Source organism: Methylosinus sp. DMC45 (assembly GCF_056313885.1).
Genome location: NZ_JBQUZK010000012.1, coordinates 13733 through 37123 on the forward strand (window position 1 = coordinate 13733; position 23391 = coordinate 37123).

A 23391-nucleotide genomic window follows, 5' to 3' on the forward strand; every position below is an offset into this window, starting at 1 on the left:
ATGGGCTTTTCAACGCTTCCGGCGCGTCTTTTCCAAGGTCAGCCGGCGCTCTGCGGCGCCCGCGCCTCCACCGCGCGAACCCGCTTCCAATCGAGCCCTTCGACCAGCGCCATGACTTGCGCGTAGCTCAGACCGATCTCGTGGTTCCCCGCTGTCGGCCAGCAGAAATGCGAATGCTCGAGGCGCTTGGCGAAAAGGCAAAGACCCGAACCGTCCCACCACACGATCTTGATCCGGTCGGCTCTTTTCGCTCAGAAAACATAGAGAGAGCCGTCGAACGGATCGGCGCCGGCGTCCCGAACCAACGAAACCAATCCTTCTGGACCTTTACGGAAATCCACGGCCGCCGCCCGCAACAGCACCCGTGCGCCCGGCGGGATCATGCCTCACGCACCGCGCGCAGCAGGCGGCGAAGGTCGGCTTCCGAAATATCCGCGTTCACCCGCACGACCGCCCCGCCCAATTCTATCTCCACGCGCCGCGTCTTTGCCGCACGCGGCTCCGCCGGCGCTTGGCGCTCGAGTCTTTTCCGCGCGGAGAGCGGCAGCGCGTCGCCACCCGAAAAGTTGCGACGGCGTGATATCCAGCGAACGCGCCAGCGCCGAGACATTCGTGCCGGGCTCCAGCGACGCGGTGATCGCTCGGTCCTTGAAGTCCTCCGACCAACGTCGGCGTTCTCCAACCGGCGCTCCTTCGAGACGTTCGGCTCGACCTCGATGAACTGGTTCGTGTCAGTTCTGCGCATAGGCGTAGACATAGATGTTGCTATCCATGTCCAATCGCTACCACTTTCACGCCGTGCGCCGCCAGAATGGCGCCGGGTGAACGCTTACCTTCGGCGAATGGGAAAAAATCTTCCCAGACCAAGCCATGACGCTCGCCGCGGTCGACAGGCTCGTCCATCATGCGACGATCTTCGAGATGAACGTCGACGGCTATCGACGTAAAGCCGCGCTCAAAAAAGCCGCTGGTCCACGCCGGCCCTCGGCATGCGCGACAATCAAAACCTCATCCTGATTGTCGCTGTTCCGTGTGCCCCAAAGGGACGCACTCCAACCATGGGTTCCACTTTATAAAAAGCCGGAGCTATAGGAGAACATCCATGATAATGAGCTTTTTTTAAATGATTTTTAATCCAAATCAAAAAACGAACGTTAAATTCATGCGTCCAGAGTACATATCATTACCACGGAATTTTGCTATCTCGGTCGCATGGAACGTCCATGCATCGAAAATAATAGCTCTATTGTACTGATATGGAATCCGGACATAACTCCCATTTGTATTCTGATTGACATATTCAACGCAGCCACCTTGCTCTGAGGCGTACTCATCCGGAGACATCGACGCTTTTCTTTTAACATCAAATAGAATCATGCCGCCGGAGTCACGGTCTTCATTGTATTCGTCTGGTGTGAGCCATAGGTTAAGACTTATCGACCCGCCATCACAGTGCGGGAAAAGACCATGATTATGATTACAAATTATCGCCCAGTGGCGTTCATCAGCACTTTCTGAAAGTTGCAGCGCCTCTCTGATTTCTCGGACAAGCGTTAGAATAATAGAACTTCGCGGATTGTAATTGAATAATTGATCTGCAATCCAGGACTGACCATCGGTACTTCTTGCAATTGTACGCCTATTCCATTTATCGGAGGAAAGAAGCGATTTCCGCAATTTATTGACAGCATTATCGGTCAATAAATTATCAATTACACAATAATTAAATGGGCTTGTAGCCATAAGCCTCTCACGTACCGGCGTCCACTCATTTATATTTAAAATACGCATGCTATGTCCTTCATGCAATCACAATTAATTTTATATATTTCAGCACATACTGCTATATTTTTTACCAAACTCAACGATTATACTAGCAGCCTCTTTTCGCTCTGGAAATCCGTTATATCTAAGTGTTGAAAACGGCACCGACTTTGCAATGTCAAACAAAGTGACGAGACAGTCATCCAAGTCCGTCCCAATATCTAGGTGGGATCGAAGCAGATATCGAAAGGCTTCTTCAGAGTCTAGATGGGATAGAGTCATGGAGCAATTTTCTTGTTTACTTAAAAAAATCCCGCACGTGATTGTCGAGCCGTTTCTTGCAATAGATGGTACCACCAAATTTGGTGATGTTGAAATTTTTGGTCCCGGTCCATGGGGCCCGGCACTGGTAATTCCCATTGCGATCGCGAATGGCTCGATCACTTTCGACCGCGTGCGAACACATGCTAACTCATCTGTTAAAAGCGACGCCATCATTTGGTTTGTAAGTTCAACCGCAAGCGTGGTTTTTCCGTGCCCCCTCTCTCCAATCAAGAGAACAACCGCAGATTGCGCTACCGTGACACACGCCGCGTGAATTCCCACGAAACGCCCTTTAAGAGGAGCCAGATGAAACGGCGGCAACGGCGGAAATGTATCTGTCCACTCAGCTAAATCTGAACACCCAAATCTTCCGCATCGAACACCGGCCAATGGCACTCCAGCCTGGTCAAATGGGCGAGCTCTAAAAAAATATCGATCGGCACGAGGTAAATCACTCGAAAACACAAAATCCGGCGTACGAGTAATATCTCTACTACAATACGGTTTGAAATGCGCCTCTATGTCATCTAGGCAATCATAATGATTGCATATAACAAGAATTGTAATCCCCAAAATGTCGAGTATGACCCATTTATCATTATTGCCGTTCATGTTCCGTATTCCGTAAACGTTGTTTTATGATAGTATCTATGTATGCAGATTCAGCGTCGGCTAATACATCTACGGCTATTTTCACGCAGTACTCAGTAGTCGTATCGAAAATTATACAGGCATCGTTGCCGTGAAACTCAAATAAACGCAGACCTATGCTGAGTAGCTTCAAATGTAGATCGACGCTTAGCATTTTCCTGTGATCCTCCCGAGTGAAAAAAAATAAAAGCAATATTCCTCAGGGTTCGATATCGAGAAAGTCTCCGATGTAAGCTTGTCCGAAACAGCAGGTGTCATAAAAACACCAAGCTCTAGATCGGCAGCTACGATACATATCCGTTGTCCGATTCTTCCGAGCCTAACAAGGGCATCTTCATATGAGGCCGGCATGGAAGGGTCTACGCGCGCGGCGAGCCAGATAGCTATACTTCCAAGCCCAGCCGGGGCCTGCCCTACCACTAGCGCCGATATGCCAGAAGACGATGTTAATAATTCAGCAGTGTTTCGTGTTGGAATAAACCCGCAGTCCCATGTATAGAGGTCACGCTCTAGATCGTTTACGTTTTGCGGTAAAATGTATATATCGATTTTTGACAGGATTACCTCGTCGACATCGAGGGAGCGTTGAAGCAACAATTCCAATGACGATCGATCCACAGGATCGGTGGTAAACCGCCTCGACGTCTTTCTATTATAGAATGTCTCGACATTAGATACCAGATCTCCACCTGAGCCGATATTCTGTTTTTGCGGCGGAGACGATTGCCAACACGATATCGCCTCAAGATGAGCAAGGAATGAGAGATACCATCCGTAACGTGCCCATAGTCGAGCACCTGTATACATCGGCTGTGCAATCGAACTTGCTAATAGTGCTCCCGAATTGATTAGTGAGGAAACTCTTTGAGGTGCTGTGTTTGTGGCGCTCGCGATCCCCTCAACTGTGGTTATACGGTCTCCACGGTTAGAAGGGATACAATGTGAAAGAATACGAAAGTCAATAAGATCTAGATCCTGCCCGGCTGCAATTGGCCACGCAACCAGGCCACGTATGCCAGATGGTATGAAGGACATAGTCAAAGTTGGATTAGTGAGAAATGACTCTGAGGTCGTTTCGGGAGGACAATTTGACGGATATGTAGAACCGGAGTTACTATTCTCACCGCACAAATTAATTGTAATTACGGGCGGCTCGGAGCAGCATTGAGGGTCTGATATATCAATTTGAGGGGGCCTACTAGTAGACCCAACCAGACCCAACCTCCGGCACAACCAGGATATCGTTTCCAGTACGTGCCCCACGTCCAAAAGAACCGGTCGAAGAGCACGTAGGTCCCTATAGCGCCACATAGCACGTTCAACTTTCAGCCAAAGTACTAGACTGATGGGACTTCCATCATCATCATCGTTATTAAGGCACACATTTGGCTTTGCGACCAGGCTATGGTTTGCTCCATCGTAAATATAGTATCCGGGTTCGAGATCACCGATCGCTCTACGGAGTATAACGCTACATTCTGTTGGATGTCGCGCCCCTCCTGATGGACTGGTACGCCTAATGCAGTCAACGGCGGCAGTTTCAATTCGGCCTGTCGGCCGGAGCGAATGGTAAAGTAGATACGAAAGCGCTTCGACATTTAATTTGCCAGGAGCAACGTCTACGTCTTCGATTGTTGGAAGATGCAATGCTTTTGTACTAAGGCGTAATGTGCTCAACGGGGCAGGCCACATCATCATGTAGGTTTTCATCAACTGGCGCTCGTCATCAAGCCAGTTCGGATCGCTATAGTCATGAAAAGGATAGTTAAAACTTGCTTTGTTGTGAAATGCGAATATAGTGCTTTTGTCATTTTTGTCGCTATTTGCTGTATTTACGACAAGTCCTAAACGGACCAGCTCACCCAGACGATCTTCGGGTACACTTACAGATGCAGATGAGAAATCTGTCAGACTTTTGATAACATCTGGAACGACATCAGGCCCGATAGCGGCAAAGCTCCTACGTGATGACGTATCGAATATTATCCATCTGGCTGGTCCCGCATATCCTGGCGAGAATAGCCGCGATTGAACTATAAGCAGATTTTCAGAAGGGCGCAGGTCCATTAGTCATTCTCCTTTGCGTGATACACTGCCAAGCTAGACGCAAAGGAACAGGCATCATCAAACATCATAGTCACGTTTATTCGGAATGTATGAGCGCCTTCAAGTATAAAATTTACAGCATCACTTGCATGGAAACACCGTGATTCGAATAAAACGGCACGATTGAACCTATATGGAATTATCGTCGATATACCGGTCGAATGCGCTTTAAAATATTCAGATGATCCTAACTCGTGAATCAATGTATTTGCTGGTGGAACAACATTACTAATTATTAGTCCACCGCTATCAGGTGATTTGTTAAATTTATCTGGCGTAAGCCAAAGGTTAAGTGTTAATGATCCTGCGTCTGCGTGAAAGTCTAAACCTTTATTTTTATAATGCATGAAGGCCCAGGTTTGTACAAGATTATAATTATCTACAATTGCTGGCATTTTATGCTTAAACTCTTCAGCTATGAGCCGAATCTCATGGACGTCGGGGTCCCGCAGATATAACTCTGCTGAAGTCGCATTCTTGTGATGCCATCCCCAGTTCGTTGTTATTTTTTCTCGAAGTAATGTGATGGCTTCTGGTAAAAGGAAGTTATCGATGACAACGTAATGGATTGGATCAGCGTCCAAGAATACCTTCGTACAGGTCTCCCAGTCTTGATCAGTTAGCAAACAGTTACTATAGATATGCATTCCGTAACCCCGTCAGTGGCACGAACGAGAGATAGGACTAACCGCGCTTACTTCCATAGAAGGCAAACCGTTCTTTAAATATATATATGTCCTCAAAAAGCAAAGCACAGTTCATTCTAAACGTCGAGCTACTAGCGTTATCGAAGTATATTGACTCGGAAGCGTGGAATGTACGCGCATCAAAAATCATAGCTCTATTGTATCTATAAGGTATTCGTACGCATTTGCCATTAGAATTATTCCGAACATATTCGGTACAATATGGTGCAGCGTTAAACTCGTGAATTTTCATTCTATCCGCCCGTTTTACGTCATAGAAAACTAGGCCGCCAGATAATGGATCTAGATTGTGTTCGTCAGGGGTGAGCCAGATATTTAACGTGACGGAACCTGTATCCGAGTGCGGATATAAACCGCTATTTTGAGTGTGCAGAAACGCAATACGCTGAACGCATTCCAGATCACGAACAATAGTTGGGCACTTATCCTTAATTTCTTTCGATAATTCGGAAATGAAGGCTAGATCGAAGTCGCGGATATAGAGCTCATTGGCCTGATTGTTCATAAATTGCCAGCCCCATTCATTTAAAAGCGAGCTTCGAACGTGCTCAAGCCACTTTTGTGAAAAAAAATTGTCTATTAAAGCGTAATTATACGGAAACGAAGAATGGTAATCGCGCTCAATTCGTTCCCAGTCCTGCTCATTAAGCATGGCGTGAGTAAATAAGTCATCCATAATTTTGCGCTTCCAAGGCTGCTGACACAACAGTTCCGCCGGGTCGCCCCTCCCCCATCAGTGGGGATTAAAAAGGGGGAGAGGCCGTAATTAAGTCAAATTACTACTGCGTGTTTGATTGCAACAGAGCGCGCCTAAGCGTAGGCAATTCTTCTATTAGCTCGGTACCCTTCGGAATAATAAAGCTAATGCTTTCGTCATCGAAAGAATTAGCGGGCTGATTTATACGATAATGCTGGAGTTCGTCGAAAGTAAGAAAGTATGCTTCCTTACCTCTCGAATACCTCACCAAAATAGATGGATTCAATTCCGGGGTCCGTAAAAAAGGCGGTATTTCGTCCACAAGCTCACCGTCTGGTATGGTGTATGTCACAGTCGAGTCGTCTACCCGAGCCCAAGTCGTTGAGTCAGCTTTGTAAGCTGCGAGAGCTTCTGATTTGATATAATAAGCGCAATTCCTCAATGGATCTTGAATTAGTATGTTTGGAAGTGTTTTGAAAACGCGGCGAAATTCATTTTCCTTTTGGAGAGTGGCCGCTGCAACCATGATCGAGCTCCATCTTAGTGTGCTACTACATAAGCCGACTTTCGACGGCACAGGTGTCATCAAACGATGACGTCTGTCAGGATGACATTTAAACAAGTAATAGTCTACCTAAAAATTGGTTGTTCGGACAGACCTGATCCATATGAAAACATGAAGACTGGAAGCTGATAGCAACATTTAATGCCACTTTAAAAGGCGTCAAAGCCAGCCCGGAAAATCGATCAGTCTTTGAGGCCGTCCGTGAAGCTAACGCTTGACTACAAAGTTGTCGTAGCATGAAGCCAGAAGCGCCAGCGCATTACGATCGTGGTTTTCGCAGTCCTTGGCCTGTCTTCGGCAACTACCCAGCCATGATGAAAGGGTTCTTTCGATCTCGGTGTCGACAAAGCGCAAGGCCTTCTTCTGCGCCTCGTGGAACTGCGGACTCTGATAGCCGTCGTCCGCGAACGGCTTGGCAGAAACGAGAACATGGTGCGCACGGCGAGAATGCCTGCATCGCGGTTCCTGGTCCACCTGGGGTCGGAAAGTCGCACTTGGCGGCGGCGCTCGGCCTGGCGCTCATCGAAAACGGCTGGCGCGTTCTCTTCGTGACAACGACGGATCTTGCCCAGTGACTGCAAGTCGCGCGACGCGATCTCACTCTCGAAGCCGCGAGTTTCGGCAACTGATTTTGTGCTTTCAGCCGCCGCCAATTTTTCGACGCCGCCATCACGAGCTTGAAAACCGTGAGACGCGCCGTATCCTTCGAGAGCGCGCCCTTCATGCACACCGTGCGATGACGCACCGTCGAAAACACGCTCTTGATCGGGTTCGACGTCCGCAGATGCACGAAATGCTCGGCAGGAAAGTCGAAGAAGGTCAGCAGTGTGTCGCGATCCTTCAGCAGGCAGTCCACGGCCTTCTGATATTTCGGCGCGTATTTCTCGCGCGCTTTCGGCTTTTCCACTCGACCGGGCCGAGGCCGGTCTGGATCATGCGCGCCGGATCGCGCCCGTGGCGAACGACCCGCCGCCGCCCGTCCGGCAGCGCGAGATCGGCGTGGGCGTCGAGAAACGCAGCGAACGCCGCTTCGACGGCCTGCGCGATGAGCCGCTTCGCCCCCGCCCGGAGGCTCTCGGTGAGCGGATCGTCGATTGCGCCTTCCTGCCGGAGTGCGACAACTCTATTCTCATTCATGGCGTAACGCTCCTCTTGGAGGTTGGGGTCGGCTGGACACCAACCCCCGTTACGCCCCTCTCCTCCCGCCGTCATCGCCCACTTTCCGCAATAGCTCTCGCCATGTCGCCATGGATCAGGCCGAAACGCGCGTCCTCTTCGAACTGATCAGCGCCCGATACGAGCGACGCTCGTTGCTCATCACGGCAAATCAGCCCATTCGGCGAATGGGGAAAAATCTTCCCAGACCAAGCCATGACGCTCGCCGCGGTCGACAGGCTCGTCCATCATGCGACAATCTTCGAGATAAACGATGACAGCTGTGGCGGCATCGCTTTTCTCCGCCATGCCCTCTATATCACCGCCCTCGTCGCCTGCTGCTTCAATCCGCAGGAAAGGCCGGTATGTCAGGCTCGTCGTAGCTGGAAGCCCACCTAGATGGCGTAACGGGCCGCCGCGAGGCTCGGGCTTTGCGGTGAAGTGGTCACCCCCCAGAATGATGGTGTGATTGACGGAGTCGGACTTTCGTCCGCTCCAAGCATCGTCGGAGGATGACCATGGACTATTATGCCGGGATCGACGTGTCTTTGGAAGCATCGAGCGTTTGCGTCGTGGACGGCGCCGGAAAGATCGTGCGGGAGGCGAAGGTGGCCAGCGAGCCGGCAGCGTTGATCGGCTGGTTTGCCTCGTTTGGGCTCGATGTGACGCGGATTGGTCTGGAGGCCGGACCGCTGTCGCAATGGCTTTACGGAGCGATGAAGGAATCGGGCTTGGCGGTGGAGCTGCTGGAGACGCGTCACGTGCAGACTGCGCTCAAGACGATGCCGGTCAAGACCGACCGCAATGACGCGCGCGGCATCGCGCAGCTGATGCGGCTCGGCTGGTTCCGTCCGGTCCATTGCAAGTCGATGGCGGCGCAGGAGACGCGGGCGCTGTTGACGGCGCGCAAGCTGGTCCAGTCGAAGCTCTATGACATCGAGATGAGCCTGCGTGGCATTTTGCGCGGCTTCGGGCTGAAGGTAGGTCCAACGACGCCGAAACGCTTCGCACGGCGGATCGAGGAACTCGTCGACGGGCATGCGACGCTGGAGCTCATCGCCAAGGCGCTGCTTGCGTCGCATGCGGCGCTGCTGCGTGAGTTCGACATGTTCGAGAAGCGCGTGCGGGCGATGGCTCGAGCGGATAAGCGCGCCAGACTGATCATGTCGGCGCCTGGCGTCGGCGCGATCGTGGCGCTGACCTATGTTTCAGCGATCGATGATCCGTCGCGGTTTTCCTCGTCGAAGCGGGTCGGGCCGCATTTTGGCCTGACCCCGAAAAAATATCAGTCGGGGGAGAAAGATGTGACTGGGCGGATCACCAAGATCGGCGACGCCGGCGTGCGCACTGCGCTTTATGAAGCCGCCAATGCCATACTGACGCGACCGCTGAAGGGTGGCGGCCTCAAAAGCTGGGGGATGAAGCTCGCCCGGCGCGCCGGCATGAAGAAGGCGAAAGTGGCGCTGGCGCGCAAGCTCGCCGTGATCCTTCATCGCATGTGGATCGACGGGACGTCGTTCGACGCAGGGCGCGCGGCTTGCGCCACGCTGGCGGCGGCGTAAGCAGGGGAAACGCAAGAGTTTCGGGCAGGCGCGCACCAGCCTTCCCGAGCGTTCGTCCCTCGCCGGGACGATGGACGGGGTCAGACCGCACGATGCTCCGTGGCTCACGACCACGCGCAACTAGATTGGCCGGCCTCATCCTCATCTTATCCCATCAAGTGGCGGCCCACTGAGCTTCGGCGCCGACCACGGACAGAAGAGTGAACCGGCGAAGGGAAGAACGTGAGGGGTTGACAATGAAAGGCCCGTTACAGAAGAGCGTTGTCCGAGCATGGCGATTCAATAAAGCGGGACGGATTCCCATATCTCGAGCGGAGCGCTGATCGGCATTGAGCGGCGCGAGCGGTTGGAGGGGGATCATGGCGCTGTCGATGGATCTTCGCGAGAAGGTGATGAAGGCGATCCGGGGCGGGATGTCACGCCGACAGGCCGCCGCCCGGTTCGATATCGGTCCGGCGACCGCCGTGCGCTGGGCCAAGCGCGTCGAGATCACCGGCGAGGTCGCGCCGGGCAAGATGGGCGGCGACCGCCGCTCGCAGCGCATCGAGGCGCACGCCGATTTCATCCTCGCGCAGATAAAGGACAAGCCCGACATGACGGTCATGGAGCTGCGCGACAAGATCAGGGAGCGCCACGAGCTCGCCGTCGGCTATGGGACCGTGTGGCGGTTCCTCGCGCGCCATGGGATCACGCGCAAGAAGAAAACCGGCCATGCCGCGGAGCAGGACAGGGAGGACGTCGCCGAGGCCCGAGAGGAATGGTTCGAGGGGGAACTCGATCTCGACCCGGAAAAGCTGGTTTTCCTCGATGAGACGAGCGTCTCGACGAACATGGCGCGGCGCTTCGGCCGGGCGCCGCGCGGGGAACGTTGCCGGGCGTCGGTCCCATTTGGACACCGGGAGACGACGACGCTGATCGCGGCGCTGCGCGTCGATCGCATCGACGCGCCGATGATGATCGACGGCGCGCTCGATGGACGCTCGTTCCTGGCCTATGTCGAGCAGGTTCTGGCGCCGACGCTCTGCGCAGGAGAGATCGTGGTGCTGGACAATGTGTGCACCCATAAGGTCGTGGGCGTGCGGGAGGCGATCGAAGCGAAAGGCGCGAAGGTCCTTTATCTTCCGCCCTATTCGCCGGACTTCAATCCGATCGAAAAATCCTTCTCGAAGATCAAGTCGGTTCTCCAGCGCATCGCGGCACGCACTGTCGATGCGCTCGACGCGGCGGTCGCCCAGGCCCTGCGAAGCGTCACGCCGAGCGAATGCGCGAATTACTTCGCGGCATCCGGCTATGATGCAGCTTGATCGGATTCCGCTCTAGGTCGCGCATCACCGCCGTCATGCTCAGCTTGATCGTCCTCGCTAACGCCTTGTTGCGCGATGATCGGATTTGAGCCGAAAAAGCCTCTTACGCATAACGGATACTCTAGCGTAACGCAAACGCGCGACGTTCGCGTATTTTCTTGGGTCGCTATTGTGTCGCCAGCGAAGATATGACCGTAAAATCAACTGGGTTTCATGCGGCTTTCAGGAATGGCGGGGTAGGCTCGAACACCCAGGCAAAGTAATTCCGATGGGTCGGCTCTGGCGGCCGCCAAGCCAAACTTTCGCTCAAGTCGTCGTTGAGCACGGCCGCGCGAACTTGCAACGTGCGATGCGCCCCTCCAGATCGCCTTTTTCGCGTAACATTGCCATGTCGGCGATCAATTCTTCAAGTTGAAGCATCGCTCGATCGACCGCGCCGTGCCACAGTTTCCGTTTGAGCGCGCGAATTTCCTCACCAACGCGTAGCCGCCCTACGCGGCGAAGCGCCTCTCGACGTGAAGAAAATCAGAGGAGAAGGGTTCGCTCGACCGCTCGACCCTCGACGAACATTCTCATTTCCAGCCTTTCTGGATGCATATGCAATGTGACGGCCTCGATGTCAGCATTGTCATACCGTTCTTCTGTGATCTCGCTCGACGAGGCGATAAGAGTGACGGCCCAGAATGACCACAAGACGATATACCGAGAGGTAACGATCGGCGGTCCCGCGACCCATTGAACATCGACGTAGGCATGCCGGGCAGGATTCGTCAAATCGACGACGACGACCGCATTGCTGGCACGGCTGTCCGGCACAAAAATTGGTTGTACAAGCGCATGACATTGATTCTAATCCGGTCCTGAGTTTGGCGACTCATCGGGACACGGATTGGAAATCAACGTCATGCGGCATAAAAATACAGTCTTTCACGATCTGCTCAAACTGCTTCCGTGGAAAACCTTCGACGCGCTCGTCGCGCAGCATCGCGCCGACGACCTCGTTCGCAGCTTCACGACGCGCCATCAGCTCGACGAACTGTGTCAGCGCCTGGAGAGCGTCGACTTCGAGGACGAAGCGATCGCGCCGGAGGGCGATCGACGACAGCCGAATGATCCGACCTATGTCTTTCCACAACAGCTGTTCGAGGCGGCGACGGAGAAGGCGCGAGACTACATCGCCGACGGCGACATCATGCAGGTGGTGCTGTCACAGCGCTCGACGAGACGGCTGCGATGCGAGGGGATCGACTATTACCGCGCTCTGACGAGCGTTTGCGGAGGCCCCTACAGCTATTTGCTGACGCTCGGCGACGCTCGGGTTGTCGGAGTGTCGCCGGAGACGCTGTTCCGTCTCCGCGACGGCGCCGTCGTCAGTCGCCCCATGGCCGGAACGCGGCGGCGCGGGGCGGATGAGGTCGAAGATCTGCAGCTCGAGCTCGAGCTGCTCGCAGACCCGAAGGAAAACGCCGAGCATATGATGCTGGTCGACCTCGCGCGCAACGATCTCGGCCGCGTCTGCGAGGTCGGCAGCGTCGAGGTTGCCTCCAAGCTCGTCGTCGAGCGCTATTCTCATGTGATGCATCTGGTTTCGACCGTGGTCGGAAGGGCGTTTCCCCAGCTCGACGGCGTCGACGTGCTGCGAAGCGCTTTTCCGGCCGGCACGCTGAGCGGCGCTCCGAAGATCCGGGCGCTGGAGATCATCGACGAGTTGGAGCCTTGCGGTCGCGGCGTCTATGGCGGCGCGATCGGATATCTCAGCTGGGACGGCGACGCCGACTTCGCGATCGCCATTCGCACGGCCGTGCTGAAGGACGGCGTGCTGCAAATGCAGGCCGGCGCAGGCGTCGTCCATGATTCCGATCCGCGGCGGGAATGGCAGGAGACGATCGAGAAAGGCCGGCTGCTCACGACGGCAGCCGCGCTCGCCGAGACGATTCGATTTCCCGCGCGAAGCGCGCAGTTCCCGAGCCGCCGGACGGTCTCGGCAGACTCGAGGATAACTGCAAATGCACCTCATGATCGATAATTACGACTCCTTCACCTACAACATCGTTCAATCTTTCGGCATCCTCGGCGCTTCGGTCGCCGTTCGCCGCAGTGACCAGATCTCGCTCGACGAGATCGCCGAGTTGAACCCGGAGTCTCTCATCATTTCTCCGGGCCCCTGCACGCCGAGCCAGGCCGGCGTGTCCGTAGCGGCGATTCGCCGCTTCGCCGGCGGGCTGCCGATGCTCGGCGTCTGCCTTGGACATCAATGCATTTCGGTGGCGTTCGGCGGCTCTATTCGACGAGCCTCAGAAGTCGTTCACGGAAAAGTCTCGAAGGTGACGCACGATGGCCGCGGGCTCTTTCACCGGATACCGCAAGGCTTCGCGGTCGGCCGCTATCATTCGCTCGTCGTCGACGATCTGCCCGATTGCATCGTCGTCAGGGCGCGCGAGCAACGCGCTGACGGACGCGACGGCGAGATCATGGCGCTAGAGCATGCCGAGTTGCCGATCTGGGGGCTGCAATTCCATCCGGAATCCGTTCTGACCGAGCATGGGTTGAAGCTGCTCGACAATTATCTGAACCTCGTCGCAGGGTTCAACGGGCGCGGAACGTCGAAAACCCCGTGGCGCGTCTTAGAGTCGTCGGAACGGTAGTTTGCCGCGTAGCAATTTCAGCCCGCACGGCGCAACGGGAGCGCCCCGTGGAGGACACCGGAAATTACGCTGCCGCCAATCCCGGCTGCGCCGCTGGAACTCTGCCGCCCTGGCCTTGTTGCCGCAGGCAGACGCGAAGCACCATCGGCGATCCGCTGCGCCAACCGACGGAGTAATGCAGTTTTATCGCCAAGCGTTTCCAGTCGCATCCCGCGGTGAACGCACGACCGTGTCCTCCGGTCCCAGAACGCGTCCATCTTGGGCGCGAAGCTCCAGTTTCCGCACCGGAAGGCCACTCCTCTTGTCGACTAGAAGGACGTGAGCCTCGTCGGGCTCGAAGAAAAAGTCCTCGCCCCACTGCCTGAGAGCGACCAGGAGCGGAAACAGGCCGCGCCCCTTTTCTGTCAGCACGTATTCCTGATAGGGGCTACCGTCGGACGCGGGGATAGTGTCCATGATGCCGTGTGCGACCAAGTTGCGCAAACGGGCCGCGAGGATGTTCTTCGCAAGCCCCAGGTTCTTTTGAAATTCCCCGAATCGGCGCAGGCCATCGAAAGCATCCCGAACGATCAGCAACGACCACCAGTCTCCGATTGCGTCCAGTGGCCTGGCAACGCCGCAGCTCGAATCTTTGTGGCTGACTCTCTTGACCATCGTGACTTTGCTCCCGCGCTCAATCTCCCGCATGCCATCTCCCGTCGAAGCCGGGAAGATCGCGGTTTGTCGCCTTTTGGATGTAGTAGTTGCAAATTAAAACCTCAAGCGATATGACGGCGCATGGTTTTAATTTGAAACCACAGGCCCAACTAGTGCTGACTCCGTGAGGAGAGACGTGCATGACCCGATCCGACGCCACCTTCGGCGGTAGCTTTCCGTACACCCCGCATTTCACCGCGGCTCCCGGCTTCCGTATGCATTATGTCGATGAGGGACCCCGCGAAGCAGGGGTCATACTCTGCCTGCACGGCGAGCCGACCTGGGGCTATCTGTTCCGCCACTTGGTCCCGGTGTTGAGCATAACGCACCGTGTAGTCGTCCCGGACCATATGGGCTTCGGCAAGAGCGATACGCCGCCGGACCGGGCCTACTGTCTGCAGGATCACATCGATAATCTGGAGCACTTCGTTCTTGCGCTCGATCTCGACGATATCACCCTCGTCATGCACGACTTCGGCGGTCCGGTTGGCATGGGGCTCGCCGCCCGGCATCCCAACCGCATTCGTCGCGTTATCTCGACCAACGGACCGACGCCGTTTGGCCAGGCCGATCTCATTGAGCGAGTGACTGCGAATGCCGGCGTCTCGCCCTGGTTTCAATGGATCGCGAAAGCCGAAGCGGACGGCAGCCTCGAAGCGGTGCTGGGGCAGCTCGGTTTCAATATCCTGAGCACGCTCAAGCTCAACGGCTTCGAGGACAACACGCTCATCACCGACACATGGCTCGACGCCTACGGATCGCCCTTCGCAAGCCCTGCCGACTGTCTCGGCGCGATCGGCTGGGCCAAGGGCTTCGCCACGGGCACGCACAGATTCGAGACGCCTGACACAGCGGCCATCCGCGCCATCCATGCCAGACCCGCCCTCGCCATCTGGGGTGAAGCAGACCGCACGCTTGACGCCGAGCATTTCCTGCCGCTCTTCACCCAGCTCTTTCCGGCCGCGCCGGTGCATCGTCTGGCTGGCGTTGGTCACTACTGCCTCGAAGATGCCCCGGACGAGGTCGGTAGGCTCATCACGGAATTCATCCGGCAGGCCTGAGCGCACAGCGATTTCTCGTCCCCGTCCGGGCCGGAAGATCGGCTAGCGGCTTCCCGAGAGCTGGACAGATTGCATATCGAAACCACAACCGCCACGGCCATTGCAGTTGCAAATTAAAACTTCCAGGTCGGAGTGGCCATGGGCATCGAAAGCGCAAAGCAAGTGGAAGGTGAATGAACACGCGCTTCTTGCCGCCTCGCGCCGTCAGAGACGGATGACGAGCTTGCCGAAGTGGCGGCCGCTCGCGAGTTCGTCGTAGGCGGCGTGCGTCTCGTCGAACGAAAAAGTCCGATCGATCACAGGACGGATAAGATGCTCGGCGAGGAAGGCGTTCATCGCCTCGAACTGCTCGGCGGAGCCGACATTGATGCCGTCGATGGTTCCGTTGATCAGCTGCAGCCGCATCAGGTTCGAGTGCGGTCCGAAGCCGGTAAACACGCCGATCTGGGCGATATGCCCCCAGGCGGCGAGCGCACGCAGCGAACGGTCGAACGTGTCCGGTCCGCCGAGTTCGAGAATGTGCGAGACGCCGAGCCCGCCCGTCAGCTTGCGGACTTCGACATCCCAGTCCGGCGTCGTACGATAGTTCACCGTCGCGAAGGCGCCGAGCTTCGTTGCGCGTTCGCGCTTCTCGTCCGAGGACGACAGCACGATGGTTTTCGCGCCGAAGGCGCTCGCGATCTGCAAGCCAAAGAGCGCGACGCCGCCCGTGCCCTGCACCAGCAGCGTGTCGCCGACCGCCAAGCCACCGCGCACCACCAGCGCCTGCCAGGCGGTCAAGGCGGCGCAGGGAAGCGTCGCGGCCTCTTCCAGGCTCAGGCTGTTTGGAACGGGCGCCAACGAGGCCTCGGGCACGACGACCAGATCCGCCAGCACGCCGTCGGTGTCGCCGTCGCCGAGCGCCGATGGGCCGTAGGCCTCACGATAGGGACCGACAACCCAATCCCGGTAGAAAGTTGGAGCGACGCGGTCTCCTGCACGCCAACGGGTAACATCGGCGCCGGTCGCAACAACGCGGCCGGCTCCGTCGGAGAGCGGAATCAACCCCTCGCGCACCGGCCCCAATTCGCCGCGCAGCACGAGCAGGTCGCGGTAATTGAGGCTCACTGCCTCGATCCCGACGAGAACCTCGTTTGGCCCAGGAGTCGGCGCCGCCTCCCGGATCTGCTGGAGGCGAAGGCCGCGGTCGACGCGCGTAAGCCTATAAGCTCTGCGTGTCGTGGCGATAGATTGGCGTGAATCGGTCACGGGTTTCTCCATTTGCAATAAACTAGCGATCGATATTAAAATAAGCCTTCGCATCCTCGCAAGGGATTTTTATATTGGTCACTACAAAAACCATCGCAAAGCGGCCGCGCGGCCGCCCGCGAGCGCTCGACCGGGACGAGGCGCTGGAGACGGCGCTCCGGCTGTTCTGGCGTCGTGGCTATGAGGGGACCTCGATCGCCGACCTGACCGAGGCCATGGGGGTGACGCCGCCGAGTCTCTACACCGTCTTCGGCAGCAAGGAGCAGCTCTACCGCGAGGCGCTCGACCGCTACGGCGCCACCTACGGCTCCTTCGCCCAGCGCGCGCTAGCCGAAGAGCCGAGCGCCCGGCGCGCGGTCGAACGCATTCTGCATGAGGCGATCGAGGTCTACGCGGAGGGGCCGGCGCCGGCAGGCTGCATGCTGGCGAGCGGCGCGGTAGCGTGCGCGCCCGAGCACGCATCGGTGGCGGCGGATGTTGCAAGGCGAAGGCTGGCGACGATCGCGGCGATCAAGGCGCGCTTCGATCGCGCAGCCAGCGAAGGCGAACTCGCGCCGTCGACCGATACGCAGGCCCTCGCCTCTTACTATGCCGCCGTTGTGCAGGGGCTGTCGATCCAGGCCCGCGATGGCGTCAGCCGGAAGATCCTCGACGCATTGGCGGACGTCGCTCTCTCGGCGTGGCCGGGCTCGCGGGCGGATCAACCAGCGCAAAGTCCATGAGGGACCGGCAGCGCCCGACTATGGCAATTGATCGAAATCGAAGTCCCCGAACTGGCCACATAGTCGTCCCAAAATCGGTTGCGAGGGTCGTTTCGAGCGGCGCAACGCCGGCGCCCTCACGTCGGCGAGAAGACGGTTCTCAGCGGCGGATTGAGTTTCGAACGGAGGCGCGGTCTCGACGGCGGCGGCTTTTGGTCGTCATGAGATCGAACGCCGCAAGAAACGCATCCACCATGGCGTTCAGCCGATCCGCGCCGACACCGTCCCGGGCCTGCACCGACAAGCCGTGAAGCATCGTGGCGCAACAGTCGCCGAGCGCCGCCTCATCGGCATGCTCAGCGAGCTCTCCGGCGTGTTTCGCCTGCCGTAATCGATCGATGATCGACTTTGTTCTCACCTTGCGATGTTCGGACAACCAAGCGCCCAGAGCGGCGTTTTCCTGCGCGCAGTTGGTCGCGGCAGTGACGACCATGCAACCTCTCTGCCCTTTCGTATAAAGCTCGATAGCAGCCCGGAACATGTCGTCCAAGGCGGAACGAATGTCCGTCGCCTCGGACAGGGCGCGGTCGGCGAAACCGCCTTCTTTTGCTTCATAGAGTTCGATCGCCTCGCGGAACAACGCCTCCTTCGAGCCGAAAGCCGCATAGATGCGCGCCGACGCGATCCCGAGAACTGCCACGAGGTCGGACATCGACACGCCCTCATAACCGCGCGCCCAAAAGAGATCGCGAGCCTTCTCGAGGGCGGCGCTTCTGTCGAACTCTCTGGGTCTGCCGGCCATGTGATCGCGCCATTGTTGATCGCGCCATTCCTGATCGCGCTATTGTTGATCGACCCACAAATAATCGGCTTGACATCGGCGCGCAAGCGCGCATTCTTTGTCGGTCAACAAATAATTGTGACGCGATGAAGACGATCAAAGGTCCGAGCATCCATCTGGCGCAGTTCAGCGATGCGCGAAAGCCTTTCGACACTCTGGCCGCCATCGCCGGCTGGGCGAGCGAACGCGGCTTCGAGGCCCTGCAAATTCCGGCCTGGGATCAGCGCCTGTTCGACGTCGGCAAGGCTGCCGAGAGTCAGACCTACTGCGACGAGATCTCGGGAATTCTGGCCGATCGCGGACTCGTCGTCAGCGAGCTGACGACGCATATCTTCGGACAGCTCGTCGCCGTGCATCCCGCCTATGACGCGATGTGTGACGCCTTCGCTCCCGAGCAGATTCGCGGAAACGCCGCCGCGCGAAGCGAATGGGCGCTGCGACAAATCGAACTCGCGGCCGTGGCCTCGCGCCGGCTCGGACTGACCGCGCTGGGAACATTCTCCGGCTCGTTCCTCTGGCCCTATTTCTTCCCCTTCCCGCAGCGCCCGGAAGGTTTGGTCGACGCCGCTTTCGACGAGCTGGCTCGGCGATGGAAGCCCATTCTCGACGCCTGCGACGAGCAGGGAATCGACCTCTGCTTCGAGCTTCACCCCAGCGAGGATCTGCATGACGGCGTCAGTTTCGAGATGCTGCTCGAGCGTGTCGGCGGGCATCGCCGGTGCCGGATTCTCTACGATCCCAGCCATTTCGTCCTGCAGCAGCTCAAATATCTCGACTTCATCGACATCTACCACGACCGGATCGGCATGTTCCACGTCAAGGACGCCGAGTTCAATCCTACCGGACGTCAGGGCGTCTATGGCGGCTATCGGTCATGGCTCGAACGCGCGGGACGCTTCCGGTCGTTGGGCGATGGGCAGATCGAGTTTCGTTCGATCTTCTCGAAGCTCGCGCAATATGATTTCGACGGCTGGGCCACGCTCGAATGGGAATGCTGCCTGAAAGATAGCGAAGACGGCGCGCGCGAAGGCGCAGCCTTCATTCGCGACCACACGATCAGGGTCACGGAAAAAACCTTCGACGATTTCGCGGGCACGCCCCTGAGCGCGGCTCAGACGAACGCGATCCTCGGCATCTCCTGAGCCTGTTCGAGGACATTCATCATGACGAACGTGATCGAGCCGGACACTGCGTCCGATGGCTTTGCGCATCACTATGCGCGCATCGACGGGCAGAGAATTCACTGCTCTGTTCTCGGCGATGGCGAGCCGGTTCTCTTGATCCCGGGCTGGCCGCAAACCTGGTACGCATGGCGCCACACGATGGCGGCGCTGGCCGAGAACGGTTTTCGCGCCATCGCCGTCGATCCGATCGGCGCGGGATATTCCGCCCGGCCGGATCATGGCTATGACACTGGCTCCGCGGCGCGCGCGCTGCACCGGCTGATGATCCAGCTCGGCTATGACCGCTACCGCGTCGCCGGACATGATGTGGGAATGTGGGTCGGATATGCGCTGGCGAGCGATTACCCGGAGGCGGTGGAGAGGATCGCGCTGACCGAAGCCGTCATTCCGGGCCTCGCCCCTGCCCCGCCGATCTTCGTTCCGCCGTCGGACAATATTTTCCTCTGGCATTTCATGTTCAACCAGGTCCTGGACCTGCCGGAGTTCCTCACCTCCGGTCGCGAGAAGGAATATCTGAGCTTCATGTTCGACAAATGGTCCCACCGAAGGGATCGCGTCGCCGCGGACGTCTACGCCGCCGCCTATGGAACGCCGGGCGGCATGCGGGCGGGCTTCGCCTATTACCGCGCCATTCCCGAAACGATCCGGCAGAATCGCGAGCGCGCGAACAGGCCGCTGGCCATGCCGGTCCTCGCGATCGGCTCCGAATATGCGACCGCGGATGCGCCGCTGGAGACGCTTCGCCCGCATGCGAGAAATCTGCGGGGCGACATCGTACGCGACTGCGGTCGTTTCATCATGGAAGAGCGCCCGGACGAATTCAATGCGCAGATCGTTCCTTTCTTCCTCGAGGGGCTCGCCTGATGGCCATCGACCCAGACATCGCCGCATTGCTGGCGCGCCTACCCGCGGCGCAAGCGGCCTCTCTCGACAGTCTTCGTTCCGAAGTCGATCGCGCGCTGATGTCGATGCAAGGCGCGCTCGAAGCCGTCGATCGAATCGACGATCTCATTGTCGAAGGGGGCGCCCCCTCTGTCGTCGTCCCGGTTCGAGCCTATCGGCCCGCCGGAGCGAAGAAAAATGAAAAGCAGCCGGCGATCGTCTTCGCCCATGCCGGCGGATGGCGTCTCTGCTCGCTGCAGGCTTACGACAATCCATGCCGCGCCCTCGCCAATGCGACGGGCTGCGTCGTCTTTTCGGTCGGCTACCGCTTGGCCCCGGAGCATCCCTATCCTATTCCTCTCGAAGATTTCTATCGCGCTTTTTGCTGGATCGCGGACCGCGCGGAGCAATTGGAAATCGACAGACATCGCATCGCCGTCGCCGGCGACAGCGCCGGCGGAAATCTTGCCGCCGCCGCCGCGCTATTGGCGAGAGATCGCCATGGTCCGCCGATCGCGCACCAGCTTCTCATCTATCCGGCCGTTGACACCGATCTCGACACGCCTTCATACGAGGAATTCGCCGACGGATATTATCTGACGCGCGATATGATGAGGCTTTGCTGGGAGGACTATCTCGGAGGCCGACTGTCGGCGCCCCCCGTTTACGCGGCGCCGTTGCGGGCGGATCTCTCCGGCCTGCCGTCGGCGACGATCATGGTCAACGAATTCGATCCGCTGCGCAGCGAAGGCGAAGCCTATGCGCGCAAGCTCCGAGACAATGGCGTTCCCACCAGACTCGTTCTCCTCGAGGGAATGATCCATGCCTGCATGCACATGCTCGGCGTGGCGCCGGCGGCAGGGGCTCTTTTTGTCCAAGCCGGTCGGGCAATCCGCAAAAGATTCGGCCTCGATCCGCGTTGAGCGGCCGTTTCGATCAACGACGTCGGCGCAAGCACATTCGAAAGCAAGAAACAGATGGCGGAAGGCGCTAGAGCATGCTCGAAACGATCGATGCTTCACGCGGAGTCCAAACATGAAAGCAATATCGGCGTCGACCGCCTTTGCGCTGGCCATACCCATGGGAGGATTATCGGCGACGGAATCCTCGCTCGTGCAAAGCGGACGTTACGAAGTCGCCGTGGCTCTCGCGCTCCCGCATCTCGTCGACGCCGCCACGCGAAAAACGGTGACGATATGCATCGACCCGGATAATACGGCTCCGTACGGGCTCGAAGCTCTGAGCGACAATAATCCATTGGCGAAATGTTCGCCGAGAAATTCGCGCCTCGTCGACAAACGCTGAGCTTCGACATCGTCTGCGCGGGGCCTGACGCGGCCAAGGCCGTGGCGACCTATCGATTCACGTCCGATCGCCGCGCCTTCGAAGGCCAAATCGCGAGGACGACGGGCGGCAAGAACATGACCATGACCGAGACGCAGCTCGGCCGTCGGATCGGCGATTGCGTCGCCTCCGACGTCCCTCGCCGATGAAGTTCATCGCGCGCTTCTAACGAGTCCGCGCCTCGTGTCGCAATCTCGCGGCCGGCCCCGGCATCCCCATCTTTTAAAAGCAAGGATCGGGAGGCGGGAGGGTGATGGAAAGGCTAAATCATGCGCCGAAACCAATTCCAGGACTCCCGGAAATGACCTCGACGCTTCGAATGCCCCGACACGACAAAGACGCCGCGGCCGAGGAGGCACGATGGAAAGATCGCAGCTATGACGGCGCATTCTTCTATTCCGTCGCGTCGACCGGCGTATATTGCCGGCCGTCCTGTCCCGCGCGTCTCGCCAAGCGCGCCAATGTGCGGTTCCACGACACGCCGGCCGAGGCGGAGGCCGCCGGCTATCGGCCCTGCAAGCGCTGCCGTCCGAACGAGGCTTCGCGCGAGGCGCGACAGGCTGAGAGCATAGCACACGCCTGCCGCCTGATCGAAGCAGCCGAGGAACCGCCGAAGCTCGACGATTTGGCGCGCGGCGTCGGCCTTAGCGCCTACCACTTTCACCGGCTCTTCAAGGCTGTCACCGGCCTCACCCCGAAAGCTTATGCGGTCGCCCACCGGAACAAGCGCCTTCGCGAGACGCTCGGGACGAGCGCATCCGTGACCGAAGCGATCTATGATTCCGGCTTCAACTCGAGCGGCCGCTTCTACGCAGAGTCCGTCCGCGCGCTCGGCATGACGCCGAGCGCCTTCCGAAACGGCGGAGCGAAGGCCGCGATCAAATTCGCGGTCGGCGAATGCTCTTTCGGCGCCATTCTGGTCGCCGCGAGCGACAAGGGCGTCTGCGCCATTTCGTTCGGCGACGATCCGGACGCGCTCACGCGCGACCTGCAAGACAGATTTCCGCGGGCGCGGCTGATCGGCGGCGACGTGGATTTCGAGCGGCTGGTCGCGAAGGTCGTCGGCTTCGTGGAAGAACCGAGACTCGGGTTGGACCTGCCTCTCGATATTCGGGGAACGGCGTTCCAGCATCGCGTATGGGCGGCGCTGCGCGATATTCCGCCGGGCGCCACGATCAGCTACGCCGAGCTCGCCGAACGCATCGGCGCGCCGAGGGGGGCGCGCGCCGTCGCCGGAGCCTGCGCCGCCAACAAAATCGCTGTGGCGATCCCCTGCCATCGCGTCGTACGCAACGACGGCGCCGTCTCCGGCTATCGCTGGGGCGTCGAACGCAAACGCCTCCTGCTCGATCGGGAATCGAAACCGTGAACGCTCTCGCATCATTACCCCTGTCGGAACGAATTGCGGCGCGGCGTTCGGAGCAAATCGACTGGGCACAGGTCGAAACAGACCTTGACGCGAACGGCTTCGCCGTCGTCGGGGAACTCCTCACCGAGGCGGAATCCCGGGACCTCGCGCGCCTCTATTCCTCGGACGAGGGGTTTCGCAGCCGCGTCGTCATGGCGAGGCACGGCTTCGGGCGCGGCGAATATAAATATTTTTCGTATCCGCTGCCGCCACTGATCGCCGATTTGCGAAGCGCGACCTACCCGCGCCTCGCGACCATCGCCAACCGCTGGGCGCGGCTGTCGGGCTCGCACGAGCGCTATGACGACGATCACGCGGGGTTTCTGGCGCGCTGCCATCAGGCCGGACAGACGCTTCCCACGCCCTTGATGCTGGACTATGGACCCGGCGACTTCAATCGCCTTCATCAGGACATCTACGGCGATCTGGTTTTTCCTCTGCAAGTCGCCGTCTTGCTGTCGCGGCCCGAAGAGGATTTCAGGGGAGGCGAATTCGTCCTGACCGAGCAACGACCACGAATGCAATCGAAGGCGTCCGTCGTCCCGT

General features: G+C 58.1%; 20 protein-coding genes and 6 pseudogenes. 15 read left to right on the top strand and 11 right to left on the bottom strand.

What is annotated here, in order from left to right; all coding sequences use genetic code 11:
- Positions 1 to 38: 38 nt before the first annotated feature.
- Both tnpB and ACT53T_RS03780 read right to left on the bottom strand, forming a co-directional pair.
- Positions 39 to 383, bottom strand: a pseudogene (gene tnpB, locus ACT53T_RS03775) (IS66 family insertion sequence element accessory protein TnpB).
- A 3-nt stretch (positions 384 to 386) separates the two neighbouring features.
- Positions 387 to 665: pseudogene (locus ACT53T_RS03780) on the bottom strand (transposase); the annotation flags it as partial.
- A gap of 169 nt (positions 666 to 834) precedes the next feature.
- On the opposite strand from ACT53T_RS03780, the pseudogene ACT53T_RS03785 reads away from it, so the two are divergent.
- Positions 835 to 1017, top strand: a pseudogene (locus tag ACT53T_RS03785) (ATP-binding protein); the annotation flags it as partial.
- Between the two features lie 123 nt (positions 1018 to 1140).
- On the opposite strand, the gene ACT53T_RS03790 reads toward ACT53T_RS03785, so the two are convergent.
- The 4 genes from ACT53T_RS03790 to ACT53T_RS03805 form a co-directional block, all read right to left on the bottom strand.
- Positions 1141 to 1791: a hypothetical protein gene (locus ACT53T_RS03790; RefSeq protein WP_476160165.1), complete on the bottom strand. Its 651-nt coding sequence runs from the start codon at positions 1789 to 1791 to the stop codon at positions 1141 to 1143.
- A 39-nt stretch (positions 1792 to 1830) separates the two neighbouring features.
- The gene (locus tag ACT53T_RS03795) at positions 1831 to 2700 is read right to left on the bottom strand and encodes a hypothetical protein (protein ID WP_476160167.1); all 870 of its coding nucleotides are present in this window, start codon (positions 2698 to 2700) and stop codon (positions 1831 to 1833) included.
- Positions 2701 to 4805: 2105 nt separating this feature from the next.
- The gene (locus tag ACT53T_RS03800) at positions 4806 to 5429 is read right to left on the bottom strand and encodes a hypothetical protein (RefSeq protein WP_476160169.1); all 624 of its coding nucleotides are present in this window, start codon (positions 5427 to 5429) and stop codon (positions 4806 to 4808) included.
- A 100-nt stretch (positions 5430 to 5529) separates the two neighbouring features.
- On the bottom strand, positions 5530 to 6228 hold the full coding sequence (locus ACT53T_RS03805) for a hypothetical protein (protein WP_476160170.1): 699 nt from the start codon (positions 6226 to 6228) through the stop codon (positions 5530 to 5532).
- A gap of 1044 nt (positions 6229 to 7272) precedes the next feature.
- Between ACT53T_RS03805 and ACT53T_RS03810 the strand changes: the two are divergent.
- Positions 7273 to 7386 (top strand): annotated as a pseudogene (locus ACT53T_RS03810) (ATP-binding protein); the annotation flags it as partial.
- 35 nt (positions 7387 to 7421) lie between these two features.
- Here the strand turns inward: ACT53T_RS03810 and ACT53T_RS03815 are convergent.
- Positions 7422 to 7700: pseudogene (locus tag ACT53T_RS03815) on the bottom strand (transposase); the annotation flags it as partial.
- Complete coding sequence (locus tag ACT53T_RS03820) at positions 7655 to 7951, bottom strand: hypothetical protein (protein WP_476160172.1); 297 nt, start codon at positions 7949 to 7951, stop codon at positions 7655 to 7657. The pseudogene ACT53T_RS03815 and the gene ACT53T_RS03820, both read right to left, overlap by 46 nt.
- A gap of 122 nt (positions 7952 to 8073) precedes the next feature.
- On the opposite strand from ACT53T_RS03820, the pseudogene ACT53T_RS03825 reads away from it, so the two are divergent.
- The 5 genes and pseudogenes from ACT53T_RS03825 to ACT53T_RS03845 form a co-directional block, all read left to right on the top strand.
- Positions 8074 to 8368, top strand: a pseudogene (locus ACT53T_RS03825) (ATP-binding protein); the annotation flags it as partial.
- 119 nt (positions 8369 to 8487) lie between these two features.
- Positions 8488 to 9531 (top strand): IS110 family RNA-guided transposase, encoded by a 1044-nt coding sequence (locus ACT53T_RS03830; RefSeq protein WP_476160174.1) that lies wholly within the window; start codon positions 8488 to 8490, stop codon positions 9529 to 9531.
- Between the two features lie 359 nt (positions 9532 to 9890).
- A complete protein-coding gene (locus ACT53T_RS03835) occupies positions 9891 to 10835 on the top strand; it encodes an IS630 family transposase (RefSeq protein ID WP_476160175.1) in 945 nt (314 codons plus the stop codon).
- 904 nt (positions 10836 to 11739) lie between these two features.
- Positions 11740 to 12861, top strand: a complete 1122-nt coding sequence (locus ACT53T_RS03840; protein ID WP_476160176.1) for a chorismate-binding protein — start codon at positions 11740 to 11742, stop codon at positions 12859 to 12861.
- On the top strand, positions 12842 to 13480 hold the full coding sequence (locus ACT53T_RS03845; RefSeq protein ID WP_476160177.1) for an anthranilate synthase component II: 639 nt from the start codon (positions 12842 to 12844) through the stop codon (positions 13478 to 13480). Before ACT53T_RS03840 ends, ACT53T_RS03845 begins: the two co-directional genes overlap by 20 nt.
- Positions 13481 to 13663: 183 nt before the next feature.
- On the opposite strand, the gene ACT53T_RS03850 is transcribed toward ACT53T_RS03845, so the two are convergent.
- Entirely contained in the window at positions 13664 to 14134 is a 471-nt protein-coding gene (locus ACT53T_RS03850; RefSeq protein ID WP_476160193.1) for a winged helix-turn-helix transcriptional regulator, read from the bottom strand.
- A 182-nt stretch (positions 14135 to 14316) separates the two neighbouring features.
- Between ACT53T_RS03850 and ACT53T_RS03855 the strand changes: the two genes are divergently transcribed.
- Positions 14317 to 15237, top strand: a complete 921-nt coding sequence (locus ACT53T_RS03855) for an alpha/beta fold hydrolase (protein WP_476160179.1) — start codon at positions 14317 to 14319, stop codon at positions 15235 to 15237.
- Between the two features lie 204 nt (positions 15238 to 15441).
- Here ACT53T_RS03855 and ACT53T_RS03860 read toward each other — a convergent pair whose 3' ends face one another.
- Positions 15442 to 16497: a zinc-dependent alcohol dehydrogenase family protein gene (locus ACT53T_RS03860; protein ID WP_476160181.1), complete on the bottom strand. Its 1056-nt coding sequence runs from the start codon at positions 16495 to 16497 to the stop codon at positions 15442 to 15444.
- A gap of 62 nt (positions 16498 to 16559) precedes the next feature.
- Here ACT53T_RS03860 and ACT53T_RS03865 point away from each other — a divergent pair, with 62 nt between their 5' ends.
- Positions 16560 to 17207, top strand: a complete 648-nt coding sequence (locus ACT53T_RS03865; RefSeq protein WP_476160183.1) for a TetR/AcrR family transcriptional regulator — start codon at positions 16560 to 16562, stop codon at positions 17205 to 17207.
- Between the two features lie 139 nt (positions 17208 to 17346).
- Here the strand turns inward: ACT53T_RS03865 and ACT53T_RS03870 are convergent, their stop codons facing one another.
- Positions 17347 to 17988, bottom strand: coding sequence for a TetR/AcrR family transcriptional regulator (locus tag ACT53T_RS03870; protein WP_476160184.1), 642 nt, complete (start codon positions 17986 to 17988; stop codon positions 17347 to 17349).
- Positions 17989 to 18113: 125 nt separating this feature from the next.
- Between ACT53T_RS03870 and ACT53T_RS03875 the strand changes: the two genes are divergently transcribed.
- From ACT53T_RS03875 to ACT53T_RS03900, 6 genes are all read left to right on the top strand, one after another.
- On the top strand, positions 18114 to 19169 hold the full coding sequence (locus ACT53T_RS03875; RefSeq protein WP_476160185.1) for a sugar phosphate isomerase/epimerase family protein: 1056 nt from the start codon (positions 18114 to 18116) through the stop codon (positions 19167 to 19169).
- 21 nt (positions 19170 to 19190) lie between these two features.
- The gene (locus ACT53T_RS03880; RefSeq protein WP_476160186.1) at positions 19191 to 20075 is read left to right on the top strand and encodes an alpha/beta fold hydrolase; all 885 of its coding nucleotides are present in this window, start codon (positions 19191 to 19193) and stop codon (positions 20073 to 20075) included.
- Positions 20075 to 21016 (top strand): alpha/beta hydrolase, encoded by a 942-nt coding sequence (locus ACT53T_RS03885; RefSeq protein WP_476160187.1) that lies wholly within the window; start codon positions 20075 to 20077, stop codon positions 21014 to 21016. Before ACT53T_RS03880 ends, ACT53T_RS03885 begins: the two co-directional genes overlap by 1 nt.
- 342 nt (positions 21017 to 21358) lie before the next feature.
- Positions 21359 to 21586, top strand: a complete 228-nt coding sequence (locus ACT53T_RS03890) for a DUF3617 domain-containing protein (RefSeq protein ID WP_476160188.1) — start codon at positions 21359 to 21361, stop codon at positions 21584 to 21586.
- 170 nt (positions 21587 to 21756) lie between these two features.
- On the top strand, positions 21757 to 22806 hold the full coding sequence (gene ada / locus ACT53T_RS03895; RefSeq protein WP_476160189.1) for a bifunctional DNA-binding transcriptional regulator/O6-methylguanine-DNA methyltransferase Ada: 1050 nt from the start codon (positions 21757 to 21759) through the stop codon (positions 22804 to 22806).
- Positions 22803 to 23391, top strand: a 589-nt coding sequence (locus ACT53T_RS03900; protein ID WP_476160190.1) for a 2OG-Fe(II) oxygenase, incomplete at its 3' end; no start/stop codon positions are given. The genes ada and ACT53T_RS03900, both read left to right, overlap by 4 nt.